Here is an 8,751-nt window from a genome sequence, read left to right as displayed (position 1 = left end):
TCACCTGGATCGAGGCGACCTATCACCGGAAACGACGGCAACGCGGTCTGGGGAAGTTGACCCCGGTCGAGTACGAGACGATCATCAACCCACAGGTCGCACTCGCGGCCTGAACGAACGAGTCAACCGAACCTGCAGCAGTCCCGGACGCTTCTGTCCATCTTCGGTCACCCCAAGTGACCGAAGAGTCGAAGGCACGACCAAACGAAGTCCGGTAGCCGATTGCTCTACGGACTGGTTCGGCCGATGAATGAACTAGTTCTCGGCGAAGGCTCGGTAGGCGTGCTCGAGTCGCACACGTGATCGAGCGGCGGGTAGTCGCCCACTGATCTCGAGGGTCGCGAGACCGTGGACCGTGGCCCAGGCAACCTCGGCCTCGGTGCCGTCCGCTCCCGGGAATGCCGCCTGGATCGCGGCGAACGCTCGCTGCAGCGGATCAGGGCCGGTACCGGTGCCGAAGGTCAGGCCGGACGGCATCGAAAACATCGCCTCGTAGACGTGTGGCTGCTCGGCGGCGAACGCCAGGTACGCCTGCATCCTCGGTAGCGGCTCGGCCGGTACGGCCTCGAGCGCGGTCGCGATCGCATCGAATCCGCCGAGCGCAACGGCGTCGATCAGCGCCTGCCTGCCGCCGGGGAACGCTGAGTAGATCACTGGCTGCGTCGCGCCGAGCTCCGCGCCGAGTCGCCGCATGGTGACGGCCTCCCACCCGTCCCGCTCGGCCACCATGCGGGCGGCTCGGGTGATCTGGTCACGGCGCAGATCGAGGTCGGGAGCAGGACGGGGAGACATGCCCTCAGTCTAGCTGAACCTGTTACATAACGACGCTAGACAAAGCCGCAGCGGCGATGTAGCGTCATCGCATAACACCGTTACCGAATCCCGAAGGTCTTCCTCATGGTCATTGCAGCCCTCGTCGTCGCCGTCCTCGGATGCCTGTTCATCCTGTTCATCGGCGGACGCTTCCTGATCGCACCAGCGATCGCGACCGCCGGCTTCGGCGTCGCCGAAGATCGCCGTCGGGCGTTCACCTCGATCAAGGGTGTCCGCGACATCACCTCGGGCATCGTCCCCCTGGTGGTGCTCCTCGCTGCAGACCCGCACGTGTTCGGCTGGGCCCTCGTCGCGGCGGCGATCACGCCGATCGGCGACGCGATCATCGTCGTCACGAACGGCGGGACACTCCGCCAGGCGCTCACCGTGCACGCCGCAACCGCAGTCGTCCTGATCGTCGCCGGCCTCATCCTCGCGCTCGCCTGACCCATGGCGGACGCCGCGGAGCTCCGGCAGCCCAAGCACTCCTCCTCACCACCGCACCATCGACTCGGAAAGGCACACCCTGATGACCACCACGCACAGCACCGACGACACCGCTCCCGAGGCCATCGTCCGCGCGTTCTACGAGCCGTTCCGCACCGGCGACACCAGCACCTATGACGAGGTCCTCGCCGAGGACTGGATCGACCTGCCCCTCGCCCCCGGGCAGCAGCAAGGCCCTGCCGGTATGGCTGGTCAGATCGCCCTGTTCCGTGCCGCGATGCCGGACTACTCGGTCGAGCACCAGGACATCATCGTCCAGGGCGACAAGGTCGCCGTTCGCAACACCGTCTCCGGAACTCACCGGGGCGCCTTCATGGGGCACCAGCCGACCGGCAAGCGCATCGAGATGCGCACCATGGACGTCCACCAGGTCCGCGACGGGAAGATCGTCGCCACCTGGCACCTCGAGGACTTCGCCGGCCTGATGGGCCAGCTCAACGCACCCGCCGACGCCCCCACCCCCGCAGCCTGGGGTTGAACAAACGCCGCCACTGACAGAGGGCGCGAATTCGTAGGAGCTCGCGCCCTCTGTCAGTCGGCATCCGATGAGGCCCGCACCACAGCGCCACTGCGTCGACAGAGCGATAGAACGGCCGTCTCGGTAACCGATCGTCTATCGAGACGCGCTGGACGGCAGGAAGCGCCACCGGGCTGATGATTCCCGGCGGCGCTTCTCGCCACGATCAGTGGTGGCCGTGAACGACGGCGTGGCCGAGCCCGCGGCTGATCATCCACCGGTTCACCGGGGTGGTAACCACGAACGCCAGGGCAAGGGACAAGGCGAGGGAGCCCCAGAACAGCCACTGGTTGAGCTGCGCGTCCATCGCTCCCGGGATCGCGACCACGACCGTGTTGTCGATGATCTCCATGACGGCGATCGAGACAGTGTCCGCCGAGAGAGCGACCTTGAACGCCGCCGCGAGCGTCAGGCCCGACTTGATGACCCCGCGCATGGTGAGGGCGTAGCCGAAGATGAATGCCAGGACGATCGACAGAACGATGGTTCCGGCGTTGTGGAACCCGGCTGCGGTGCCGATCACCATGCCGAGAACCTCACCGATCGCGCAGCCAGTGAGGCAGTGCAGCGTCGCCTGCGCCGCCATCGACCACGTCGTCGTCCCGTGGCCGGCCCCGTGGTCAGCGTGCTCGTGTCCGCTCATCTGGTGGTGCTCGTGCGTGTCCATGCTGCTCCGATCCGACGCGGTCGACAATTCGCATATACCCCTGGGGGGTACCACGCGCTGTAACACGGGACTCGCCAATGTGTTCCCGATTCGGCTGGTCGCGGCGGGTTCGGTGTGAATCCGGACGCCGAGTTGCCCACGCCGTCCGGGGTACCGCACCATAGAAGCGCTCATCCGACCCGTCTGCTCGAAAGACTGATGCTCACCACCACCGCCTCCCCGCGTCGCCGGCTGCTGTTGCAGGCCACGGCGACGCTGGCGTTGCTGCTGCTGGTCGGGTTCACGGTTCTGATGCACACGATGGCTGGGCACACCGCCGGCCACGAGCATGCGATGGCTGCTCCCGCGGCCACCGCCGAGCACAGCCACGTCGAGCCCGCCATCCACGCCGAGCACGCGGCTCCCGTCACCGCGGTGATGACGATCCTCACCGACGCGGGCTGCGACGGCGGCCTGTGTGCGCTGATGTGCTCGCTGATGGGGATGGCCTGCGCGTTGACGATCGCGCTGTTCACGTGGGCGCTGCTGCGCGCACGGACCGGCGGCATCCTCTACCTGCTCGCGCGGCTGCTCGCGCTGGCTGACCGGCTGCCGCGCCGCATTGCGGCACCGAAACCGCCGTCACTGACGGCGTTGCAGATCATCCGCATCTGATCCGCCCCTGCGGGACCCCACCCCCGAAGGGTGGTCCCCGCATGCCCAGATCCGGGAGGCGTTTGCCTGCCCGGAACACCTGACGCATCCACGGGAACGGAAAGATCATGCACACCATCACCACCACGCGCACATTCGCGATCGCCGCCGCACTGACCCTCGGACTCACCCTCGCCAGCTGCTCCACGAGCAACAGTGGCTCCGAAGCAGGTTCGTCGTCGTCGACGTCGGTTGCGTCGGCGCACAACGACCAGGACGTGATGTTCGCGCAGATGATGCTGCCGCACCACAAGCAGGCCGTTGAAATGAGCGACATGCTCCTCGCCAAGGGCTCCGGCGTCGACAGCGACGTCACCGACCTCGCAAAGCAGATCAAGGCCGAGCAGTCCCCAGAGATCAACCAGCTCACCACCTGGCTCAAGGGCTGGGGTGAGTCGACCGAGTCGGAGCACTCCGGGATGGGGCACTCCATGTCCGGGATGATGTCGGACTCCGACATGGACGACCTCGACCAGGCGTCCGGGAACGACGCCGCAAAGCTCTACCTCGAGCAGATGGTCCAGCACCACGAGGGCGCCGTCGACATGGCCAAGACCGAAGTCGACAAGGGCAAGAACACCGACGCCGTCGCGATGGCGAAGTCGATCGTGTCGAGCCAGACCGAGCAGATCACCCAGATGCAGGACATGCTCGCGTCCCTCTAAACCCCGGCGTGGGTCGCGGCGGGCTCCCCCTTCCTGCCGCGGCCCACGACCGGCCCCACCCTCTTCTCCCTGCCCGATTCGTGCTCGGGCCACCCCACATCTCGGCCTGCCGGCCACCACCACTCTTGGAGCCTGTCCGTGCCTCAGCAGCACCCCCAGACCCCCGCCATTCCCGCACCTCTGACGCGCCGCGAGGCCCTCGCCGCCGAACGCGCCGCCACGACTCCACCCTGCAGCGGCACTCGTCGCACGCCGACCGCCGTCTCTGCTCAGCCTGTACCGCGTCCGCGATCGACCGCGACGTTTGCACCGACCGCGACGATCGCACCGGCAACGCCGATCCGATCGCTGCGGTCACGCGTTCTCGCCGTCGTCCCGATCACCGGTGCGGCCGCCGCGATGGCACTGTTCACCGCTGCCGCAGCGCTGCCCGCGCAGGCAACGACCGGCCCCGCGGCCGTCGTGCCCGGAGTCGCCCCTGTCGCCGCCGGTCAAAGCTTCACCGCGTCCGGGCTGGCTCTTGCGGTCGACCGTGACGGATACACGATCACCAAGCCGGCCCCAAAGCCCGTCATCACCAAGACCACACCCGCTTCACGAACGACCTCGAACGGCTCCTCGACGTCGACGAAGCAGAGCCTCCCGGTGACCACGGGCGGCACGATCGTGAACACGGGTACCGGCGACATTCGCTGGCCCGTCGCCGGTGCCATCACCATCAGCTCACCGTTCGGCCCGCGCAGCGCTCCGTGCGTGACCTGCTCCTCCATCCACCAGGGCGTCGACCTCACCCCTGGAGCCGGCACCCCCATCGGAGCTATCGCGGCAGGCACCGTCCGCGTGTCAACGACGCACCCGGAGTACGGGCAGTACGTCATCATCGACCACCAGATCGACGGCCGCCTCGTCTCCACCCTCTACGCGCACATGATCTTCGGCTCCTCGCCGCTGCGACCAGGTGACACCGTCGCGGTCGGGCAGCTTGTCGGACTCGTCGGCAACACCGGCGCGAGCACCGGCGCGCACCTGCACCTCCAAGTCATGCCCGGCGGCACCACGCCCATCGATCCGATTCCGTGGCTCACCGCGAACGCTGGACGCACCCTCTAGGACGTCAGCCGCGCCAATGTCCGGAGCGCCATCGGCTACCGGACGCCGGGCTTGTTCACCGGGTAGGTGAGGTCAGCAGAGCGGCGACGGACTCGAGCGCGCCGGGCACGAGCGAAAAGTATGCCCAGGTGCCGCGCTTTTCGCGGTGCAGGATGCCGGCGTCGACGAGCACCTTGAGGTGGTGCGACACGGTCGGCTGGGACAGGCCGAGCGGTTCCTGCAGGTCGCACACGCACGCTTCCGCGCCCTCGTGCGCAGCGACCATCGAGATCAGCCGCAAGCGCGCGGGGTCAGCGATTGCCTTCAACGACTTCGCCAGGACCTCAGCCGACTCCTGCGTCATCGCTTCGGTCGTGACGGGCGAGCAGCATGCGGTGACGTCCTGGATGGGGAGCAGCTCGATCGTCGTCATCGCACCATCATCCCACGTCCTTCGATGCCCGTCTATATTTGCACACATCGATATCGACGTGCTTCGATGTTCCTGCTCGACTTCCGTTCGATCTGTGAAGGACCGACTCCGATGACTCACCTTGTTGCCGTTGGGGGCAGTGACGCCGGTATCGCCGCGGCGCTGCGCGCCCGTGAGCTGGACCCGTCGACCGACGTGACCGTGGTCCTCGCCGACGAGTTCCCGAACTTCTCCATCTGCGGCATCCCCTACTGGGTCTCCGGCGACGTCGCCACGGAAGCGTCGCTCGCGCACCGCACCCGCGCCGACCTCGAGGCCGCCGGAATGACCGTCCGCTCCTCGACATGGGCCTCCGCCGTCGACGTCGACCGCCAGCTGCTCTCCGTCACCGGCCCTGCCGGCGATGAGCAGATCGCCTATGACGAGCTGCTGATCGGGACCGGCGCCGAGCCGGTCCGCCCGGCCGGGATCCCCTTCGGAAAGCCCGGGATTCACCTGCTGCACTCGATGACCGACGCCGAGCAGGTCGTCGCCGCCCTGGAGCTCCTGCCTGCCGGCAGCCGCGTCGCGGTCGTCGGCGCTGGCTACATCGGCCTCGAGATGACCGAGGGGCTCGTCGCCCGCGGGTTCGACACGACGCTGATTCAGCGCGGACCGGAAGTGCTCTCCACCCTCGACCCGGAACTCGGGTCCCTGGTCACCGCGGAGGTCCGTCGGCACGGCGCGACGGTACTGACCGGTGCGACCGTCACCGGAATCACCTCCGCTGGCGGCCGGCAGTGGAGCGTCGCGACTACCTCCACGTCGGGCGATGCCGTGGGAACGTTCGCGCTCGTGGTGGTCTGTGTCGGGGTGCGGCCGGTGACGGATCTCGCGGCCGCGGCAGGTGCGCAGCTCGGCCAGGCCGGCGCGATCGTCGTCGACGAGCAGATGCGTACCGGGGTGCCGCACGTGTGGGCAGCGGGTGACTGCGTCGTGACACACCACCGGCTCCTCGAGACGACCTGGCTGCCGCTCGGGACAACGGCGCACAAGCAGGGACGCGTCGCCGGGGAGAACATGCTCGGCGGGTCCCGGACCTTCGCCGGCTCGGTGGGGACGCAGGTGGTGAAGGTGTTCGACCTCGTCGCCGCCCGCACCGGCCTCCGCCACCACGAAACCGCCCCGCTGGACGTGTCGCCGCTGACGCGTGTGACGGTCGCGGACGACCACAAGCGGTACTACCCGGGTGCGGTGCCGTTGACCATCAGTGTCACCGGCGACCACACGTCCGGACGGCTCCTCGGGGCGCAGATCGTCGGGGAACGCACCGCGGAGATCAGCAAGCGGATCGACACGTTCGCCACCGCCCTGCACGCCGGCCTGTCGGTCGACGACGTCATCGACTTGGACCTCTCCTACACGCCGCCGCTCGGGTCCCCGTGGGATGCCGTGCAGGTCGCCGCGCAGGGCTGGGAGCGCGCCTCCGCGGCAGCGAAGCGAGCCGGGGTGGGCGTCTGATGGTGCTGGCAGTTGTCGCCGCGGCGATCTTCGTCGCGACGCTCGTGGTGGTGATCTGGCAGCCCAAGGGCTTCCCGATCGGCTACACCGCGCTCATCGGCGCGGTCATCGCCCTCGCGACCACGGTGGTGGGGCTCGGTGATGTGCCGACGGTGATCGGGATCGTGTGGAACGCGACGCTGACGTTCGTCGCAGTGGTGCTGATCTCGTTGATCCTCGACGAGGCCGGATTCTTCGAGTGGGCCGCCCTCCACGTAGCCAGGTGGGGTCGCGGGAACGGTCGGCTGCTGTTCGTGCTGATCGTCGGACTCGGCGCGGTCATCGCGGCCGTGTTCGCCAACGACGGGGCCGCGCTGATTCTCACCCCGATCGTCGTCGGGATGCTCCGCGCCTTGAACATGCCGGCGAAGGCGGCGCTGGGGTTCATCCTCGCCACCGGGTTCATCGCCGACACCGGCAGCCTGCCGCTGGTGGTGTCGAACCTGGTCAACATCGTCTCCGCCGACTACTTCGGCCTCGGATTCGCCGAGTACGCCGCCGTCATGGTGCCCGTCGGCATCGTGTCCGTGCTGGCGTCCCTCGGGATGCTGCTGGCGTACTTCGGCCGGTCGATCCCGAAGCGGTACGACGTTCTCGCCCTCACCCGGCCCGCCGCCGCGGTGAAGGACCGAGCGACGTTCCGCGCCGGATGGGTGGTCCTCACCGTGCTGCTGGTCGGCTACTTCGCCGCCGACCCGCTCGGCGTGCCCCTCGCCGCCGTCGCTGGTGTCGGCGCGGTCGTCATCGTCCTCGTCGCCGCCCGCCAACCCGCGTTCCTCTTCGCCCGTCAGGCTGCGTCCCCGGTCCTCGTCACGACCGGCGGCACCGCCACCGTCGCCGGCGGCAGTGGTGGCACCGTTGGCGCGTCGGGGCGGGTGATTCCGGTGTGGAAGACGATCCGGGAGGCGCCGTGGCAGATCGTGCTGTTCTCGATCGGCATGTACCTCGTCGTGTACGGGCTGCAGAACCAGGGCCTCACCGACTACCTCGCCCGCCTGTTCGACGTGTTCGGGGACCACGGGGTCCTCGTCACCGCGCTCGGGGTCGGGTTCGTGATCGCGATTCTCGCGTCGCTGATGAACAACATGCCGACTGTCCTCATCGCCGCCCTCGCGATCGGCGGAGCCGGCGCGACCGGCCTGACCCATGAGGTGATGATCTACGCCAACGTCATCGGCTCCGACCTCGGGCCGAAGATCACCCCGATCGGGTCGCTGGCGACCCTGCTGTGGTTGCACGTGCTCGACCGGAAGGGCATCCACATCAGCTGGGGGCAGTACTTCCGCACCGGCATCGTGCTGACCGTCCCCGTCCTCGCCGTCACCCTGACAGCCCTCGCCGGCTGGCTCACCCTCATCCGATGACCACGCCCACCCCTACCGAAAGCACCGCCATGACCGCGACCCCCACGATCCTGTTCGTCTGCGTCCACAACGCCGGCCGCTCCCAGATGGCCGCCGGCTACGCCCAGGCCCTCGGCGGCGACCGCGTGCAGGTCCTCTCCGCAGGCAGTGCGCCGAAGGACCAGATCAACCCTGTCGCGATCGAGGCGATGGCGGAGGACGGCATCGACATCGCCGGGAACCAGCCGAAGGTCCTCACCACCGACGCCGTCCGTGAGTCCGACGCGGTCATCACGATGGGCTGCGGCGACGCGTGCCCGATCTTCCCCGGCAAGCGGTACGAGGACTGGGACCTCACCGACCCCGCCGGGAAGGGCATCGACGACGTCCGCGCGATCCGCGACGAGATCAAGACCCGAGCGCAAGCGCTCCTGGCCGAGCTGCTGCCCACCGAAGCATCCGCCTAACCACCGGAAGGACCACCC

11 protein-coding genes are annotated in these 8,751 nt (G+C 68.3%); 8 read left to right on the top strand and 3 right to left on the bottom strand.

What is annotated here, in order from left to right:
• Window positions 1-255 precede the first annotated feature (255 nt).
• Window positions 256-792 carry a TetR/AcrR family transcriptional regulator gene (locus DEJ23_RS10920; RefSeq protein ID WP_111240287.1) on the bottom strand — a complete coding sequence of 179 codons (537 nt, stop codon included), beginning with the start codon at window positions 790-792 and terminating at the stop codon, window positions 256-258.
• 105 nt (window positions 793-897) lie between these two features.
• Between DEJ23_RS10920 and DEJ23_RS10915 the strand changes: the two genes are divergently transcribed.
• Both DEJ23_RS10915 and DEJ23_RS10910 read left to right on the top strand, forming a co-directional pair.
• Window positions 898-1,260 (top strand): DUF4267 domain-containing protein, encoded by a 363-nt coding sequence (locus tag DEJ23_RS10915; RefSeq protein WP_111240286.1) that lies wholly within the window; start codon window positions 898-900, stop codon window positions 1,258-1,260.
• A gap of 82 nt (window positions 1,261-1,342) precedes the next feature.
• Window positions 1,343-1,798, top strand: coding sequence for an ester cyclase (locus DEJ23_RS10910; protein ID WP_111240285.1), 456 nt, complete (start codon window positions 1,343-1,345; stop codon window positions 1,796-1,798).
• Window positions 1,799-2,003: 205 nt separating this feature from the next.
• On the opposite strand, the gene DEJ23_RS10905 is transcribed toward DEJ23_RS10910, so the two are convergent.
• Window positions 2,004-2,504 carry a DUF4396 domain-containing protein gene (locus DEJ23_RS10905; RefSeq protein ID WP_082687433.1) on the bottom strand — a complete coding sequence of 167 codons (501 nt, stop codon included), beginning with the start codon at window positions 2,502-2,504 and terminating at the stop codon, window positions 2,004-2,006.
• A gap of 198 nt (window positions 2,505-2,702) precedes the next feature.
• Here DEJ23_RS10905 and DEJ23_RS10900 point away from each other — a divergent pair, with 198 nt between their 5' ends.
• The 3 genes from DEJ23_RS10900 to DEJ23_RS10890 all read left to right on the top strand — a co-directional run bounded on the left by DEJ23_RS10900 (window position 2,703) and on the right by DEJ23_RS10890 (window position 4,972).
• Complete coding sequence (locus tag DEJ23_RS10900) at window positions 2,703-3,158, top strand: hypothetical protein (protein WP_111240284.1); 456 nt, start codon at window positions 2,703-2,705, stop codon at window positions 3,156-3,158.
• A 107-nt stretch (window positions 3,159-3,265) separates the two neighbouring features.
• Window positions 3,266-3,862 carry a DUF305 domain-containing protein gene (locus DEJ23_RS10895; protein WP_111240283.1) on the top strand — a complete coding sequence of 199 codons (597 nt, stop codon included), beginning with the start codon at window positions 3,266-3,268 and terminating at the stop codon, window positions 3,860-3,862.
• A gap of 399 nt (window positions 3,863-4,261) precedes the next feature.
• The gene (locus DEJ23_RS10890) at window positions 4,262-4,972 is read left to right on the top strand and encodes a M23 family metallopeptidase (RefSeq protein WP_111240282.1); all 711 of its coding nucleotides are present in this window, start codon (window positions 4,262-4,264) and stop codon (window positions 4,970-4,972) included.
• Window positions 4,973-5,027: 55 nt separating this feature from the next.
• Here the strand turns inward: DEJ23_RS10890 and DEJ23_RS10885 are convergent, their stop codons facing one another.
• Window positions 5,028-5,384, bottom strand: a complete 357-nt coding sequence (locus DEJ23_RS10885; protein WP_058724395.1) for a helix-turn-helix transcriptional regulator — start codon at window positions 5,382-5,384, stop codon at window positions 5,028-5,030.
• A gap of 111 nt (window positions 5,385-5,495) precedes the next feature.
• Between DEJ23_RS10885 and DEJ23_RS10880 the strand changes: the two genes are divergently transcribed.
• The 3 genes from DEJ23_RS10880 to DEJ23_RS10870 are packed head-to-tail and all read left to right on the top strand — an operon-like array spanning window position 5,496 to window position 8,733.
• The gene (locus DEJ23_RS10880; protein WP_111240295.1) at window positions 5,496-6,884 is read left to right on the top strand and encodes an FAD-dependent oxidoreductase; all 1,389 of its coding nucleotides are present in this window, start codon (window positions 5,496-5,498) and stop codon (window positions 6,882-6,884) included.
• Window positions 6,884-8,287, top strand: a complete 1,404-nt coding sequence (locus DEJ23_RS10875; protein WP_146240272.1) for an arsenic transporter — start codon at window positions 6,884-6,886, stop codon at window positions 8,285-8,287. Before DEJ23_RS10880 ends, DEJ23_RS10875 begins: the two co-directional genes overlap by 1 nt.
• 29 nt (window positions 8,288-8,316) lie before the next feature.
• Complete coding sequence (locus DEJ23_RS10870; protein ID WP_111240281.1) at window positions 8,317-8,733, top strand: arsenate reductase ArsC; 417 nt, start codon at window positions 8,317-8,319, stop codon at window positions 8,731-8,733.
• Window positions 8,734-8,751: the final 18 nt, after the last annotated feature.

It is taken from the genome of Curtobacterium sp. MCSS17_008 (assembly GCF_003234185.1).
Taxonomy (GTDB): domain Bacteria; phylum Actinomycetota; class Actinomycetes; order Actinomycetales; family Microbacteriaceae; genus Curtobacterium.
The sequence above is the reverse complement of the archived record's forward strand: the minus strand, read 5'-3'. Positions and strand labels throughout refer to the sequence as shown.